16 protein-coding genes and 2 pseudogenes are annotated in these 14,002 nt (G+C 68.7%); 11 read left to right on the top strand and 7 right to left on the bottom strand.

Annotated elements, in window-relative coordinates; all coding sequences use genetic code 11:
- Positions 1-45: 45 nt before the first annotated feature.
- Positions 46-1,125 (bottom strand): LacI family DNA-binding transcriptional regulator, encoded by a 1,080-nt coding sequence (locus OG306_RS12730; protein ID WP_266906682.1) that lies wholly within the window; start codon positions 1,123-1,125, stop codon positions 46-48.
- Positions 1,126-1,255: 130 nt separating this feature from the next.
- On the opposite strand from OG306_RS12730, the gene OG306_RS12725 reads away from it, so the two are divergent.
- The 3 genes from OG306_RS12725 to OG306_RS12715 all read left to right on the top strand — a co-directional run bounded on the left by OG306_RS12725 (position 1,256) and on the right by OG306_RS12715 (position 4,493).
- Positions 1,256-2,407 carry a Gfo/Idh/MocA family protein gene (locus OG306_RS12725; RefSeq protein WP_371665305.1) on the top strand — a complete coding sequence of 384 codons (1,152 nt, stop codon included), beginning with the start codon at positions 1,256-1,258 and terminating at the stop codon, positions 2,405-2,407.
- A 113-nt stretch (positions 2,408-2,520) separates the two neighbouring features.
- Positions 2,521-3,669: a dihydrodipicolinate synthase family protein gene (locus OG306_RS12720; protein WP_266906686.1), complete on the top strand. Its 1,149-nt coding sequence runs from the start codon at positions 2,521-2,523 to the stop codon at positions 3,667-3,669.
- Positions 3,666-4,493 (top strand): sugar phosphate isomerase/epimerase family protein, encoded by an 828-nt coding sequence (locus OG306_RS12715; RefSeq protein WP_266746290.1) that lies wholly within the window; start codon positions 3,666-3,668, stop codon positions 4,491-4,493. Before OG306_RS12720 ends, OG306_RS12715 begins: the two co-directional genes overlap by 4 nt.
- A gap of 218 nt (positions 4,494-4,711) precedes the next feature.
- Here OG306_RS12715 and OG306_RS12710 read toward each other — a convergent pair whose 3' ends face one another.
- Positions 4,712-5,182 (bottom strand): transglycosylase SLT domain-containing protein, encoded by a 471-nt coding sequence (locus tag OG306_RS12710; protein WP_266746289.1) that lies wholly within the window; start codon positions 5,180-5,182, stop codon positions 4,712-4,714.
- Positions 5,183-5,578: 396 nt separating this feature from the next.
- On the opposite strand from OG306_RS12710, the gene OG306_RS12705 reads away from it, so the two are divergent.
- Positions 5,579-6,121 (top strand): HNH endonuclease, encoded by a 543-nt coding sequence (locus tag OG306_RS12705; protein WP_266746288.1) that lies wholly within the window; start codon positions 5,579-5,581, stop codon positions 6,119-6,121.
- Between the two features lie 160 nt (positions 6,122-6,281).
- Here OG306_RS12705 and OG306_RS12700 read toward each other — a convergent pair whose 3' ends face one another.
- On the bottom strand, positions 6,282-6,992 hold the full coding sequence (locus tag OG306_RS12700; RefSeq protein WP_266746287.1) for a hypothetical protein: 711 nt from the start codon (positions 6,990-6,992) through the stop codon (positions 6,282-6,284).
- 238 nt (positions 6,993-7,230) lie between these two features.
- Positions 7,231-7,392, bottom strand: a pseudogene (locus OG306_RS12695) (alpha/beta fold hydrolase); the annotation flags it as partial.
- Positions 7,393-7,528: 136 nt separating this feature from the next.
- Here OG306_RS12695 and OG306_RS12690 point away from each other — a divergent pair.
- Complete coding sequence (locus tag OG306_RS12690; RefSeq protein ID WP_266746286.1) at positions 7,529-7,735, top strand: hypothetical protein; 207 nt, start codon at positions 7,529-7,531, stop codon at positions 7,733-7,735.
- Positions 7,736-7,788: 53 nt separating this feature from the next.
- On the opposite strand, the gene OG306_RS12685 is transcribed toward OG306_RS12690, so the two are convergent.
- Positions 7,789-8,013 (bottom strand): DUF397 domain-containing protein, encoded by a 225-nt coding sequence (locus OG306_RS12685; RefSeq protein WP_266746285.1) that lies wholly within the window; start codon positions 8,011-8,013, stop codon positions 7,789-7,791.
- Positions 8,000-8,824, bottom strand: a complete 825-nt coding sequence (locus tag OG306_RS12680; protein WP_266906688.1) for a helix-turn-helix domain-containing protein — start codon at positions 8,822-8,824, stop codon at positions 8,000-8,002. Before OG306_RS12680 ends, OG306_RS12685 begins: the two co-directional genes overlap by 14 nt.
- Before the next feature lie 140 nt (positions 8,825-8,964).
- Between OG306_RS12680 and OG306_RS12675 the strand changes: the two genes are divergently transcribed.
- The 3 genes from OG306_RS12675 to OG306_RS12665 all read left to right on the top strand — a co-directional run bounded on the left by OG306_RS12675 (position 8,965) and on the right by OG306_RS12665 (position 10,346).
- Positions 8,965-9,255 carry a hypothetical protein gene (locus tag OG306_RS12675; RefSeq protein WP_266746284.1) on the top strand — a complete coding sequence of 97 codons (291 nt, stop codon included), beginning with the start codon at positions 8,965-8,967 and terminating at the stop codon, positions 9,253-9,255.
- A complete protein-coding gene (locus tag OG306_RS12670) occupies positions 9,252-9,605 on the top strand; it encodes a hypothetical protein (RefSeq protein WP_266746283.1) in 354 nt (117 codons plus the stop codon). The genes OG306_RS12675 and OG306_RS12670 overlap by 4 nt, the downstream gene beginning before the upstream one ends.
- Positions 9,606-9,692: 87 nt before the next feature.
- Positions 9,693-10,346, top strand: a complete 654-nt coding sequence (locus OG306_RS12665; protein ID WP_266746282.1) for a hypothetical protein — start codon at positions 9,693-9,695, stop codon at positions 10,344-10,346.
- A 192-nt stretch (positions 10,347-10,538) separates the two neighbouring features.
- Here OG306_RS12665 and OG306_RS12660 read toward each other — a convergent pair whose 3' ends face one another.
- Entirely contained in the window at positions 10,539-11,045 is a 507-nt protein-coding gene (locus OG306_RS12660; protein ID WP_327349830.1) for a DUF6584 family protein, read from the bottom strand.
- A 175-nt stretch (positions 11,046-11,220) separates the two neighbouring features.
- On the opposite strand from OG306_RS12660, the gene OG306_RS12655 reads away from it, so the two are divergent.
- The 3 genes and pseudogenes from OG306_RS12655 (at position 11,221) to OG306_RS12645 (ending at position 13,876) form a co-directional block, all read left to right on the top strand.
- Positions 11,221-11,664, top strand: a complete 444-nt coding sequence (locus OG306_RS12655) for a hypothetical protein (protein ID WP_266746280.1) — start codon at positions 11,221-11,223, stop codon at positions 11,662-11,664.
- Positions 11,665-11,861: 197 nt separating this feature from the next.
- Positions 11,862-13,487, top strand: a pseudogene (locus tag OG306_RS12650) (IS200/IS605 family accessory protein TnpB-related protein).
- Positions 13,488-13,492: 5 nt separating this feature from the next.
- A complete protein-coding gene (locus tag OG306_RS12645; protein WP_266746278.1) occupies positions 13,493-13,876 on the top strand; it encodes a 2'-5' RNA ligase family protein in 384 nt (127 codons plus the stop codon).
- The last annotated feature ends 126 nt before the right edge of the window (positions 13,877-14,002 follow it).

Below are 14,002 nucleotides of genomic sequence, written 5' to 3'. Positions count from 1 at the left end.
CATCCGGTCCTCCCGAATGCCGGTATTTACACGATATCGCGTGGGTCACACCCGCGGTGGCGCCGTCGACCCCCGCACCATCAGCTCCGCCGCGATCGTCGCGATGCCCCCCGGCGGCGGGGCCTCCTTGCCCATCGCCAGCCGCCCCGCCCGCGCCCCCGCCTCGAAGAGCGGCAGGCGTACGGTCGTCAGCGCCGGGACCGCGTCCACGGAGAACGGCAGATCGTCGAAGCCCGCCACCGAGACGTCCTCGGGGATGCGGAGACCGCGGTCCCGGACCGCCGCGCCCGCACCCAGGGCCACGGTGTCGTTGGCGGCGACGATCGCCGTCACCTCCGGTTCGCGGCGCAGGAGTTCGAGGGTGGCTTCGTAGCCGGAGCGGCGGTCGTAGGGGCCATGGACGGTGAGGCGTTCCTGCTCCCCGGCACTCGCCCCGTCGCCGAGTCCCGCCGCCCTCATCGCGTCGAGGTGGCCTTCGAGCCGGTGGCGGGTCGTCGTCCGCTCCAACGGGCCTGCGACATAGCCGATCCGCCGGTGGCCGAGCGACAGCAGATGTTCGGTGAGCCGCCGCCCGCCGCCCCGGTTGTCGAAGGCGAGCGCGGCCACGACCGCCCCGCTGCCCGGCAGCGGGGGCCGCCCGCACAGCACCACCCGGGTGCCCGCGTCCGCGAGCTTCGCCAGCTTGGCGGAGATCGCCGCCTGGTGCCCCGGGTCCTCCACCGCGCCGCCGGTGAGGACGACGGCGGCGGCACGCTGGCGCTGGAGCAGGGTGAGATAGGTCAGTTCGCGCTCGGGGGAGCCGCCGGTATTGCAGATGACGGCGAGCTTCTCGCCGCCGGCCCGCCCGGAGCCGTCACCCGGACCGCCGATCTCCGTCTGCGCCGCGCCCGCCATGATCCCGAAGAACGGGTCGGCGATGTCGTTGACCAGGATGCCGACCAGGTCGGACGTGGCGGCCGCGAGCGAGCTGGCCGGTCCGTTGAGCACGTAGTCGAGGTCGTCCACCGCGCGCAGGACCCGCTCCCGGGTGGACGCGGCCACCGGGTAGTTGCCGTTCAGCACACGGGAGACGGTGGCCGGGGACACCCGGGCGCGAGCCGCCACGTCGGCCAGGGTGACTGTCATCGCTTTCCTCCGAGGGTGATGAGGAGTGAGTGGAGTTGTCAGCGCGCCCCCTCTTGTCCGGGCCGCTGTCGGCAGGTTAGCGTCATACGACATAGAAAGCGCTTGCTAAAGCTGTATGGAGGGAACTTTCGTGACACGCAGGACAGTGCGCATCGCCATGAACGGCGTCACGGGTCGCATGGGGTACCGGCAGCACCTGGTGCGCTCGATCCTCGCGATCCGGGAGCAGGGCGGCCTCGATCTCGGCGACGGCGACGTGCTGTGGCCCGAGCCGGTCCTCGTCGGCCGCCGCGCCCACGCGCTGGAGGAGCTCGCCGCGCGGCACGGCCTGACCGAGTGGTCGACCGACCTCGACGCGGTCCTTGCGGACGAGACCATCGACGTCTACTTCGACGCCCAGGTCACCTCGGCCCGCGTAGAGGCGATCAAGAAGGCGATCGCCGCGGGCAAGCACATCTACACCGAGAAGCCGTCCGCCACGGACGTCGACGGCGCCCTGGAGCTGGCCCGGCTGGCCCGCGACGCCGGGATCAAGCACGGCGTCGTCCAGGACAAGATCTTCCTGCCGGGTCTGCTGAAGCTGAAGCGCCTCATCGACGGCGGCTTCTTCGGCGAGATCCTCTCCGTGCGCGGCGAGTTCGGCTACTGGGTCTTCGAGGGGGACTGGCAGGAGGCCCAGCGCCCGTCCTGGAACTACCGCGCCGAGGACGGCGGCGGCATCGTCGTCGACATGTTCCCGCACTGGGAGTACGTGCTCCACGAGCTGTTCGGCCGGGTCGCCACCGTCCAGGCGCACGTCCAGACGCACATCGCGCAGCGCTGGGACGAGCAGGGCAAGCCCTACGCCGCCACCGCCGACGACGCCGCGTACGGCACCTTCCAGCTGGAGAGCGGCGCCGTCGCCCAGATCAACTCCTCCTGGACGGTCCGCGTCAACCGCGACGAGCTCGTCGAGTTCCAGGTGGACGGCACCCACGGCTCCGCCGTCGCGGGCCTTCGCAACTGCCGCGTCCAGCACCGCTCGGCCACCCCCAAGCCGGTCTGGAACCCGGACCTCCCGGTCACCGAGCCGTTCCGCGACCAGTGGCAGGAAGTCCCGGACAACGCCGTCTTCGACAACGGTTTCAAGGCCCAGTGGGAGCTCTTCCTGCGCCACATCGTGCTCGACGAGCCGTACACCTGGGACCTGATGGCGGGTGCCCGTGGGGTCCAGCTCGCCGAGCTGGGCCTGAAGTCGTCCGCCGAGGGCCGCCGCTTCGACGTCCCGGAGCTGGCGCTGTGACGATCCACCCCGCGTACGGCACCGGAGTCGGTCCTATGGCGATCCCCGCGCACGGCACCGGAGCTGATCCCGTGACGATCCACCCCGCGCACGGCGCATCGGAGCTGATCTGAGTGACCATCCACCTCCCGCAGGGTCCGTACGAGCCCCGCACCACCCCGCTCGACTTCGCCGCCCCCGGCGGGGCACCGCTCGCCTCCCGTACGGTCTTCTCCGCCGCCCACGTGGTCGCCGACCCGTACGCCGACATCAGCCCCGACGACCCCGCGGCCGTCGACTGGGACGCCACCCTCGCCTTCCGCCGCCACCTCTGGTCGCACGGCCTCGGCGTCGCCGAGGCCATGGACACCGCCCAGCGCGGCATGGGCCTCGACTGGGCCGGCGCGGCCGAGCTGATCCGCCGCTCCGCCGCCGAGGCGAAGGCGGTCGGCGGCCGGATCGCGTGCGGCGTCGGCACCGACCAGCTGCCCGCCGGGCCCGCCACGCTCGCGCAGGTGCGGTCCGCGTACGAGGAGCAGCTCGCCCTGGTCGAGGAGAGCGGCGCCCAGGCCATCCTGATGGCCTCCCGCGCCCTCGCCGCCGCGGCGAACGGCCCCGAGGACTACCTGGAGACGTACGCACACCTGCTGCGCCAGGCCACCGAACCGGTCGTCCTGCACTGGCTCGGCCCGATGTTCGACCCCGCGCTGGAGGGCTACTGGGGCTCCCCGGACCTCGACGCCGCCACCGACACGTTCCTGAAGGTCATCGCCGAGCACCCGGACAAGGTCGACGGGATCAAGATCTCGCTCCTGGACGCCGAGCGCGAGATCGACGTACGCCGCCGTCTGCCCGGCGGGGTCCGCTGCTACACCGGCGACGACTTCAACTACCCCGAGCTGATCGCGGGCGACGACCAGGGCTTCAGCCACGCCCTGCTCGGCATCTTCGACCCGCTCGGCCCGCTGGCCGCGCACGCGGTACGGGTCCTGGACACCGGGGACGTCCAGGGCTTCCGGGACCTCCTCGACCCGACGGTCGAGCTGGCCCGCCACCTCTTCCGGGCGCCCACCCGCTTCTACAAGACGGGCGTGGTGTTCCTCGCCTGGCTGGCCGGCCACCAGGACCACTTCACGATGGTCGGCGGCCTCCAGTCCGCCCGCTCGCTGCCGCACCTGGCGAAGTCGTACGAACTCGCGGACCGGCTGGGCCTGTTCCCCGACCCGGAGCTGGCGGAATCCCGGATGCGCGCCCTGCTCACGGTCAACGGAGGCACCCGATGAGCGACGGCCGTCTCTCCATCAACCAGGAGACCATCAAGCAGTGGTCGCTGCCCGAGCTGGCCGAGGGCTGCGTCAAGGCGGGCATCGACAAGGTCGGCCTGTGGCGGGCCCCCGTCCAGGAGTACGGCATCGAGCGCACCGCTCAACTCCTGTCCGACTCCGGCCTGTCCGTCACCAGCCTCTGCCGGGGCGGCTTCTTCACCGCGCTCGACCCGGCGGAACGGGCCCGCGCCCTGGACGACAACCGCGCCGCGATCGACGAGGCGGCGGCCCTGTCCACCGACACCCTGGTCCTCGTCTCCGGCGGCCTCCCGGCGGGCAGCAAGGATCTGCACGGCGCCCGCGAACGCATCGCGGACGCCCTGGGGCAACTTGCGCCGTACGCGGCGGAGCGCGGCGTACGTCTCGCGATCGAACCGCTGCACCCGATGTTCGCCTCGGACCGCTGCGTCGTCTCCACGCTCTCCCAGGCCCTGGACATCGCGGAACGCTTCCCCGCCGACCAGGTCGGGGTGGTCGTCGACACGTACCACATCTGGTGGGACGACCAGGCGCCCGCCCAGATCGCCCGCGCGGGCGCGGCCGGCCGCATCCACTCCTTCCAACTCGCCGACTGGATCACCCCACTTCCGGCCGGAGTCCTGCTCGGCCGGGGCCAACTCGGAGACGGCGCCGTGGACTTCCGCGCGTTCCGCTCACACGTCGAGGCCACCGGCTTCGACGGCCCCATCGAGGTGGAGATCTTCAACGAGGCCCTCTGGGCCCGCGACGGCGCCGAAGCCCTCGCCGAGGTCGCGGCCCGCTACGCCGAACACGCCTGCTGAGAGGGCTTTTTGCCGCCAGGGTAAAGAGATCGCCAAGGCGTGCAACCGTTCGGCACCCTGCCGGGTCATATCTGGCGTCGGGCGCTTCCGGGGGGGATCCGGGGGGATCGGGAAGCCCTGACGAGGGGGAAAGCGAGGGGGGTCCGGTCTTCCGACCGGGCCCCGTTTCGCCTCGTCGGGACCGTCTCGCGAGTTCCCGACGTTTCATCGCATGCTGATCAGTAGGCCGAGTTGACGTTGTCGATCGAGCCGTAGCGATGTGCCGCGTAGTTGCAGGCGGCGGTGATGTTGGCGACCGGGTCGTAGATGTTCCACGAGGTGCCGGGCACGTGATACGCCCTGAAGGTCGGGTCGATGACCTGGAGCAGCCCCTTGGACGGGATGCCCTTGGCGGCGTTGGAGTCCCAGTTGTTGATGGCATTCGGGTTGCCACTCGACTCGCGCATCAGATTGCGGTGGATCCCGTTGTAGGAGCCCGGGATGCCCTGCGCGCGCATGATCGTCAGTGATTCGTTGATCCAGCGGCTGACGCTGCCGCTGCTCGACTGGGCGGGGGTGGCGGCCGAGGCGGCCGGAGCACCGGCGAGAGAACCGGCAACGACTGCGGCCCCGGCGGCGGCCATGCCCAGCGAAATCTTCTTGGCCTGGGTCATGCGGGCGAACTGCTTGGGCAGCGCGGATATCTGCATCGGGAATCACCTCTTCCGTGGGATTCCGAGAATTCTTAAGCCGGGTTCAAGTTTCGGTCAATGGCTCTCTTTACTATCGGAATACGTACAGGGAACGGGCAACGGCCTCCGAAATCGCCGCAAACAGGCCATGAGGCGGGCTCTTTGCCCTACTAAGTCGTATCATGGTGACGTGCACCATATCGGCCACATCACACGACAGAAGTGTTAAATCAGCCCAAAGCAGACACCGCTATATGGTCCATGGCGAGCGAAAAAAGCCCTCTGTTCGTCCCGTGTAATGAATGAAATACGCGGCGCAGTTGGAGCGCGTTCGGACCATTTGAAGTGACCTGAGGGAAACCCGCGGTCCCCACCGCGCACGACCGGCATCACGCTGCGGACGGACGGATCTTCGTGGTTCCGAACGCGGATGCGTGCAGCCGTGGGCGGCGGTCGACCGAGGTGCGGCGACGGCGGCGGACGCTGCGGCTCGCCGGGTACGGGGCCCACTCGGATCTCATATCCGTACTGGAACAGATGGCGCCCGGACACGAGCGCTGCATGTACTGCGGCGACAACCAGGGCACGGACATCGACCACTTTGAGCCGCTCACCCTGGCTCCGTTACGAACGTTCGCGTGGCCGAACCACCTGCTGGCCTGCTCTCTCTGCAACAGCCATTACAAGCGGCACATCTTCCCGCGCGATGAAGGCGGGCGCCCGCTGCTTCTGGATCCGACGATCGAGGACCCGCTGGAGCGCCTTCACTTGATCCTGGGCGTGGGCCGGTACGAGGCGCTGAGTCCTCAAGAAACCGCCGGCAACGACGTGTTCGGGCTCAATCGAGGCTCACTGCTCAAGGGGCGTCTTGACGCGTACCGGGCTGTAGGTTCTCAAACTTCGTGTCGGAATCTCCGAGCTGATGTCGGATCGGAATCGGATGCGAAATGGAGCTGAGACTCGCAGGTGTCCTGTCGCAGTGCAGCAGGCAGTTTCCCACTCGGTCTCATCCGTGTTGTCGGATTCTCACCATTTCGCGCCCAGTGGAGTGAATACTCTTCGAGCGACCTTGACTGCTGGCAGCGCCGCCCACCTGATCTTGTTCGGTCCCGCAGGGCTACTGCTGATGGGCGGCTGGTCGCGCGAGAGTGAGTCCGCTCCACCGCTCCAGTTCGTCCGCGTGGCTGCCGATCGCCGTCGCCCGGGCGACCGCTGCGGCTTCCTTCGGTGTCGGCCCACCAAGGCGGGAGAGCAGCGTCAGCGGCCAGGCCGGAGTACCCGACTGCTCACCGTCGAAGGGGTGCCAGTCCCAGGCCGCATCGAACCGCCAGGCGCGCCCGTTCCGGTCGGCGACCTCATCACCCGGTTCGAGGAAGGCGTACGGGCGGAAGAGCAGCTCGATGCGTATCGGTTCACCACCGGCCGGATCGATCGTGTAGCCCTGGTCGTCAAGGTCAGGGTCATGGGTCTCACCCTGCCGCAGGGCCTCGACGTAGGACGCGGGCCGCGGCAGCATGCCGGTGACCAGGGGCGGATCGAAGCGGTGGACCGCCTGGACATGCACCACGGTCGCGGGGATTCCCACCAGGCAGGTATCGCCCGGCTTCAGTGCGGTCTCTGCCGGTTCCGTCCGGAAGATCTCCCACTCGCGGGCCGCGGGCGTTGGAAGCGCCCTCCGACCGTTCCACCTGATGTTTTCGGCCTGCGGGTCCACCTCCAACCACGGCCACCACACGGAGACGTAGTAACGGGTGACCCCGGTGACGGCGGTCTCAGTGAACGGGCACTCCAGCAACAGCACGTCACCGGGCCGATAGTCGTGACTCACGGACGCATTCTGCATGCCCTCACTGACAAGCGACCGAACGATTATCCGGCGTTCCGGGGAGGCGGCCCGTAGCGCGCCCCCTTCCGCGAGAGCCAACTCGTCTGGGAACAGCGCCCGGCGTCATTCTTGAACCACCTGGCAACCTCACAGGTCAGCGCCCCACCAGATGCCAACTCGAATCGGACGGGACAGCAGGTCGCGGCCATCATTCGCAGACCTGCCGTGTTGGGCCAAATCGTCAAGTGGCCTTGGGCGCTCGAGCCGTGTGGATCTCGGCGAAGGACAGGAGAAGTGCGGCGGTCCGCGGCGGATCCTCCAGAATGGGTGTGTGTCCGGCACCGGGCAGCAACTCGACTTTCGCGCCCGGAACGACGCGGTAGTCGGCCGCGGACGAGGGTCGCGCTGAGAATCCGACATGTGGTCGAGACTCCAGTGTCCGAGGCATCGTGAGACTGCGGGAGAAGCCCAGGTCAGCGGAACGCCATCCGACACGCGCTGCGAGACCCTACGCGGACTGCGGGCCTCTTCCTCGCCCAGTGGCGGCATGCCACGCACAGGGGCAGGACGAGAAGGCGCGGGACGTGGTCCGCATCGCCTGGAGCCGCCCATTGGCGGACGTACTGGCCGCGATGTTCCACCAGGCCGCCCTCCCGGTCGCCGAGAGCCTTTTCGACGGTGAGGACGACGTGCTGGCGCTGCTGTGCGATCCGGCGGTACGTAAGGGGTTTCTCGAAGGTGCATGACATTGCCTCGTAATCGATCGACCAGGTCGATCGATTACGAGGCACGGAAGGCGTCAGACCGTGATGCTGTCGTCCTTGACTGCTGCGACGAACGACGACCACCCGTCGGCGGAGAAGACGAGTGCGGGGCCACTCGGGTCCTTGCTGTCGCGGACGGGGATGTCGGCGTAGCCGTCGGCGACCTCAAGGCACTCACCCTGGTCACCACCGCTGTAGCTGGACTTGAACCACCCCGTGATCGTGGACGAGTCGGAGACGCTGCGCTTACTGCTGACCATGTTCGTGTTCCTCTGCTGCTGCCCGCACAAGGGCCAGTGATTCCTGGTGAGACATCGCATCGCTCAAGGCAAGATCGTAGGCCGTCTGGCTGGACCTCACCAGAGCCGGATCGTCCATCAGATGCCCAGTCAGGAACCCTTCGACATAAGCCACCGGCGCGGAGTCCGCGAAGCCCAGCAGGGAAAGAAGGCTCTGCTGAAGCGAGTGTGCCCCCGCCCCGAACGGCAGCACATGCAGCCGCAGCCGTCCGGCCTCGGCCATGTCCGCGATCTTGCGCAGTTGCTCCGCCATGACCTGCGGCCCACCGACCTGACGCCTGAGCACGGCCTCGTCCAGCATGGTCCACAGGACAGGGTTCAACGGTCCGTCGAGGATGTGGGCACGCTCGGTCCGGATGACGACATCTCTGTCAAGGTCCTCCTGCCGATGGTTCGGCCGGTACGCGCGGAACAGCGCACGCGCGTAACCGTCCGTCTGGAGCAGGCCGGGCACCAGAGAGAGGGCGAACTGCTGGATCAGTGTTGCCTGCCGCTCCAACTCCGCCATGACGGCGAAGTGATCGGCGTACTTCGTCTCCAGGTCCTCCAGCCATCGGGCGAAGAACCCATCCGTCTGAAGCGCGCGGTCGACCCGCTGTGCGTCATCCGGGTTCGGCAGCCGCCGCCCCGCCTCGTAATGACTGATCAGCGTCGGCGAGCAGACGACCTGATCGCCCAGGGCCTCCTGGGTCAGCCCCGCTGCCGTCCGTCGTAGCCTCAGCTCCTCCCCGTACTTCTCCCTCGGCGTACGCGGCTTCCGGTTCATCGCCATGCAGCCCCAACTCCCTTTTCTGACCAGCGGGCCGTCAAGCCCGAACCCCTGGCAGCGTAGCGACGCCCGACCCCACTCTGTGATGAGTTCGCCACAGAACGCATCCGTTCGTGGGTAAGTCAGAGGGAGAGCGCACCGACATGAAGAATTTCGTCCGCCGGTTCACCGAGTCGCTGGTGCGGCTGATGCGCCCAGTCCCCATCACCGTCCATCCGTACTCCTGTGTATACGTGGCCGGCCCCACCGTCCGCCGTATCGGTGAGCCTGCGCTGCGCGGGGAGGACGGCCCACTGGTGCGTCCCTATCTCGTGGCGCACGAGCGGCAGTTGACCGAGGCGCGGCGGCGATCGCGCACGTTGTGGATCGCCGTGCACGCTGTGGACATCAGGCCCGGGCCCCGGCACCTTCGCCGAGCCGAGGCCGCCGCGTGAACGGGGAGCAGGGCGAACGCCGCACGTTCAGGCTGCTGCCCTGGACGGCGGCGGAGGGCAAGCCGTGTTACGTCCTGGGGGACGGCACCGGCTACGTGTCACGGATGGCCGACGGTATCGAGAGCATCCAACTCGGCATGGCGGACGACCTGCTCGGCCACGCCGCCGACCTGCTGGCGGATCGACGGGTCACCGGGGCGGAGCTCCACTTCCTCGCCAGCCGGCTGAGCGAGTCGTTGCAGGAGGTCAAGCGGGTCGCGGAGAGCCGGGGTTCGCGACTGAACGCGAGTGGGCCTGTTCCGGACAACGACAGGCTGGGGCGCCGAGAACCGGACATCGACAGCAGGTGAGTCGGTAAGCCGCTTGACGAGCTCCCGGACTGTCGCCAAACCTGTTCACGCAGCGCAGAGAACATGTGACAGTACGGGGGCTCACCGATGGCCATTCCCAGGCCGCACACCAGCCAGTTCGAGGCGTTCACCACCAACATCGCCTACGCCCGCAAGATGGTCGACGCCGGGCGATATCTGGCCCCTTTCCAGCCGGCGACGGTCGACGTCGACGACTTCTACCGGGCCGCCTGGGTACAGGCCGTGGCCGCGATCGACCACTGGTTCCACGAGGAGCTCTTCCGTCGCGTCGCCGAACTGGCCGCCAAGGACAGCCCCGACATGCCGCTGCAACTCCAGAACTACGAGATCCCCCTGCACCGGGTCGAGGCCGTGCAGCGAGGCGATGTCACGTTGGCCGAGGCGGTCGTCGAGCACGTCAAGGAGAAGTGGGGCAGCGCCTCGCTCCAGAACCCGCGCAAGATCTCGGACGCGTTGAAGCTGGTCACCGACAAGAACATCTGGCAGGGCGCAGCCGCACAGATCAATGCCTGGCAGGGCAACCGCACCGCGTACACGGACAAGACGCTGAAGGCCCAGTACGTCACCATCACGGACCGCCGCAACAAGATCGCGCACGACGCAGACCTGGTGGACGGAGACCTCAAGCAGCGACGGCCCATCACCGAGCCCGACGTCACGGATGCGATCAACTGGATCGACCGTATCGCCCTGGCTGTGGCGCACGTGCTGGACGCATAGGCCCGAGAAGGAGTGCCGTACCCGCCCGGTACCGTCGAATCAAGTCCAACATGGCCGTCCTCGTAGGTGTGTTGGAGCGCACCTACGTCAACGAGGAGAACGGGTACACCGTCGCCCGCGTCGACACCGAGCACGGCGGCGTCGCGGACAGAGACAATGGCGTAGCCGCGGGCGACTTCGAGGCATTCGCTGTCAGCGGAAGAGGTCGAGGAACCCGTTCACCCAGATCCCGACGAACACGATCGCCAGGAGCGCGCAGCCCATGGCCGCCAAGGACTGGCGGAACGAACCCGCCTCCGGCGCGTCACCCCTTACCTCAGGGAGCGTGTCCCAGGTGACCGGGTGGCCGAGGGCCTTGGAGGCGGCGGTCCGCACGGCCGCCAACTGCTGCTCGACAAAGGGGGAGTCGGCCGCCGATTCCGGGCCTTGCCAGGCCAGGGCGCGCATCCGGCGCACCGGGTCGCCGTACCTCTTCTCGAACGCGGCGGCCTCGTCCGGGAGCCTGTCCTCTTCGAGGTACGTCCAACGGCCGGCCTCGGCCGGGTCGCCGTACATCCGGTAGATGTCGGCCAGGCGTCGCCGCAGAGCCGGGTAGTGCGGGTAGGACGAGACCAGTCCGCGCAGTCGTTGGCGGGCCATGGGCACACGTCCCTCGGCGAGGTCCGCGTCCACGCGCTCCAGCGTCTCCTTCAGTGCCATGCGCACATGATCAGGCGTGCCCGCGGATATGTGTAAGTGAATTATTTCAAGGTGCCCCGGAGACCAGCCGGTTGTAGCTTCTGTGCGTGGTCGGGAGTGCGCTCGATGCGGCAGAGGGCGGTCCGTCGACGTGGGCGCACATGCGTAGGGGGAGGTCGGTGCGGTGCTGGGGCTGTTGGGCTTCTACGACGAGTTCAATGACGCGGGGGTGCGGCCGAACGGCCGGCTGCGTGACGCCGTGCGTCCTGCCGGCGAGGCCGACGAGGGCAAGATCGTGACCTACTTGGATGCCGGTCATGTGCTGCTGGACGTGATGGAAGCCGGGCGGGACGTCCTCACCGGGCTTCCGCACCGCTATTCCGCAGGGTGCTCGTCGCTGGTCACGGACGGGTCCTGGCTGTGGCGGCAGGACTTCTCGCATTACCTCGCGACGCATCACGTTGCCCTGCCTGAAACGTTCCTGGCCCACGTCCGCGACTCCGATTACCGCATGCCCGCGCTGGTGTGCGCCGACTTCGCGCCGCACTACGACGAGACCATGCCGGTCGTCGGCTGGTCATCCGCGACTCCGTGGCCATTGACGAAGGAAGTCATCCAGCCCGAGCCCCGCCGTGTGTGAGCGCGGCGGCAGCCCCGGTGATCACTGCCGCTGTCAGACCCTCGTGCCAGGCTGTCGCCCATGAGCACTCCCGACCGCGCCATGCCGCGGGTTCACCGAGTGGGAACGGTAGTTCTGGGGCCGAATAGGTGACCTTGGCGGCTGGTGCTCGTTGGGCTGGGTAGTGGTTGTCCGGTCTCGTGGGAGGGGGTGTTGTGGTGGGTGGTGTGCGGGAGTTGGCGGCGCCGTTCGTGGTGTCCGGGCCGTGCGGGGTGGCGGTCCGGACCGTCTCAAGCACCTCGCGCCCCAGGACGAGATAGTCCTGCGTGCGGTCGGTGAGCATCAGGGTCGTCTGGCTTCCCGTGATCTCAGGGCTCGCTGTGCGGGTGGTCTGGAGCACAGCGCGGACACCTGGGCGTCGCGCAAGCGGGACCTGACGCCGCTGTCGTCGTCGCGGATCGCCGGCGCGATCACCAAAGCCACGCACGATCAGTGGGCGCTGGCCCGCCGTTGCCAGGCCGCGCACATCCAGACGCTGGAAGCCGGGATCAGGACGCTGCGGCACCGCCTGTCCCTCCCCATCGGCGCGCCGGGAACGAAGCGGGCGGCCGGTGGCTACCGCTCCAAAGGAGAGTGGTTCCACAAGTCCCGACGCCTCGCAGCGCTGGAAGCCCGGCACGATGCCGCGGTCCGTGACCGGAAGGCCGGACGCGTCCGGGTCGTGCGGGGCGGCAGACACCTCCTCAACACCCGCCACCACCTCACCCAGGCCCGGCTCACCGAAGAGCAGTGGCGGGAACGCTGGGAAGCGGAACGCTGGTTCATCGCCGCCGACGGCGAGTCCGGGAAACGGTTCGGGAACGAGACCATCCGCGTCACCCCGGACGGCGAGGTCAGCATCAAACTGCCTGCCCCGCTCGCACACCTGGCCAACGCCAAGCACGACCGGTACACCCTCAACTCGACCGCGGCGTTTGCGCACCGGGGTCAGGAGTGGGCCGACCGCATCGTCGCGAACCGGGCCGTGGCCTACCGCATCCACCTCGACACCGACCGTGGCCGCTGGTACCTCACCGCGTCCTGGCAACGCCCCATCGTCCAGACCATCCCATTGGAGGCCGCACGCGCCCTCGGCGTAATCGGTGTCGACACCAACGCCGACCACTTCGCCGCCTACCACCTCGACGCACACGGCAACCCCATCGGCGACCCGCACCGCTTCCCCTACGACCTGTCCGGCACCGCCACGCACCGCGACGCCCAGATCCGCCACGCCCTCACCCGCCTGCTCCACTGGGCCAAGCAGTGCGGCGTGGCCGCGATCGGCATCGAAGACCTCGACTTCACCCGAGAAAACGCGGGAGAAACACGGCCGCAGGAAACGGTTTCGGCAGCTGATCTCCGGTATTCCGACCGGGAAGCTCAAGGCCCGGCTGGTCTCCATGGCCGCCGAACAGGGCCTGAGCATTGTCGCGGTCGACCCCGCCTACACCTCAATGTGGGGTGCCCAGCACTGGCAGAAGCCACTGGCCACCCCGCACCGCAGAATGTCCCGTCATGATGCCGCCGGCATCGCGATCGGACGACGCGCCCTCGGACACCCGGTCCGGCGTCGGACGGCACCGCCCCCACACGACCGGAGTGATCGTGCGGGGCATCGGACCGCCCAGGCCGGGCCAGGCACCCGAGGACGTGACGGAACCCGCCCACCCGCCACGGACCACGCCCCCAGAGACGTGCCGCCGAACGGGACGAGAAAGCGGGAACCCAGCGCATCCAAAACCGTTCGGGATGCGCCCAGTACACATCGGTGGGTCCAGGACTCACTCATGCACACTGGCTAGGAACGGTGCGCACCTTCCGGCACAGGGCGTACTTCACCGTGTGGCTCGACCCGACGGCAGCCGGCCAGGCGCCGTGGGCCCACCTGCACCGCCTGCTGCAGCAGCGGTTCCCGCGCTGCAGTGGGCCCGCCAAGAACTTCACCCCACATCTGTCCCTGGGCCGGACCCGGGATCCGCGGCGAGTCACCGCCGACTGTGTCACCCGGCTCGACACCATGGCGGCGACAGTCTGGGGACTCGTCCTGCTCTCACGCAAGGGCGACGGGCCGATGCGGCCACGGGCCACGGTCGCCCTGCGAACGGGCGAGGTCCGCCGGCTGCCCGCGCCCGGCCTCGGAGCGCCGGGCCCGGAGGACACGGCATGGCTCTCCGGGATCACCGACAGATGAGGCCATGGCCAGCTGGGGCAAAGCGCCGCCGGACAACAGCTTCCCAGCCGCTCCGACCCATGGGCGCAACAGGCCCTGGCCCGGCTGTGTTCCCGGCGGTCCGGGCAGCGCTGCTCAGGCGCCGTC

This window comes from Streptomyces sp. NBC_01241 (genome assembly GCF_041435435.1).
GTDB lineage: Bacteria > Actinomycetota > Actinomycetes > Streptomycetales > Streptomycetaceae > Streptomyces.
Note: the sequence above shows the minus strand (reverse complement) of the source record. Positions and strands in the feature narration are given on the sequence as shown.

What these genes read in the sequence shown, in the direction of transcription:
- OG306_RS12730 (WP_266906682.1), bottom strand. Translation starts at nt 1,125, where the DNA reads ATGACAGTCACCCTGGCCGACGTGGCGGCTCGCGCCCGGGTGTCCCCG.
- OG306_RS12715 (WP_266746290.1), top strand. Translation starts at nt 3,666, where the DNA reads ATGAGCGACGGCCGTCTCTCCATCAACCAGGAGACCATCAAGCAGTGG.
- OG306_RS12710 (WP_266746289.1), bottom strand. Translation starts at nt 5,182, where the DNA reads ATGCAGATATCCGCGCTGCCCAAGCAGTTCGCCCGCATGACCCAGGCC.
- OG306_RS12685 (WP_266746285.1), bottom strand. Translation starts at nt 8,013, where the DNA reads ATGGTCAGCAGTAAGCGCAGCGTCTCCGACTCGTCCACGATCACGGGG.
- OG306_RS12680 (WP_266906688.1), bottom strand. Translation starts at nt 8,824, where the DNA reads ATGGCGATGAACCGGAAGCCGCGTACGCCGAGGGAGAAGTACGGGGAG.
- OG306_RS12675 (WP_266746284.1), top strand. Translation starts at nt 8,965, where the DNA reads ATGAAGAATTTCGTCCGCCGGTTCACCGAGTCGCTGGTGCGGCTGATG.
- OG306_RS12665 (WP_266746282.1), top strand. Translation starts at nt 9,693, where the DNA reads ATGGCCATTCCCAGGCCGCACACCAGCCAGTTCGAGGCGTTCACCACC.
- OG306_RS12660 (WP_327349830.1), bottom strand. Translation starts at nt 11,045, where the DNA reads ATGGCACTGAAGGAGACGCTGGAGCGCGTGGACGCGGACCTCGCCGAG.